Genomic DNA, 307 nt, shown 5'->3' on the forward strand with positions numbered 1-307 from the left:
GACTGTACTGGTCAACCCAAATTGGACACATTTAGTTGAGAATTTTCAAACTCTATGGGTGACAAATCACCATTGGCAGAATGCAGTCGCTCTATGTTGTAATACTTCATATAAGCCGCCACATCTTGTTTCATAAATTCCCTCGTTGGCTGACTTACCTTAAAAAGCCAATCGTGTTTCAAGCTACCAAAGAAGCGTTCTACAACAGCATTATCCCAACAAGCACCCACATCGCCCATACTGGCTCGGATACTATAGCTCGATAACAGCTTACGATATCGCTTGCTGGTATACTGTGAGCCACGAT

The 307-nt window shown here is 43.0% G+C and carries 1 protein-coding gene; it reads right to left on the reverse strand.

All coding sequences use genetic code 11. The features are described 5' to 3' along the window. Positions 1 to 11: 11 nt before the first annotated feature. A partial coding sequence (locus ACQ96U_RS27165; protein ID WP_431724409.1) for an integrase core domain-containing protein occupies positions 12 to 307 on the reverse strand: 296 nt, incomplete at its 5' end.

The sequence above is a fragment of the Zooshikella sp. RANM57 genome (assembly GCF_050749885.1).
Classification (GTDB): domain Bacteria; phylum Pseudomonadota; class Gammaproteobacteria; order Pseudomonadales; family Zooshikellaceae; genus Zooshikella.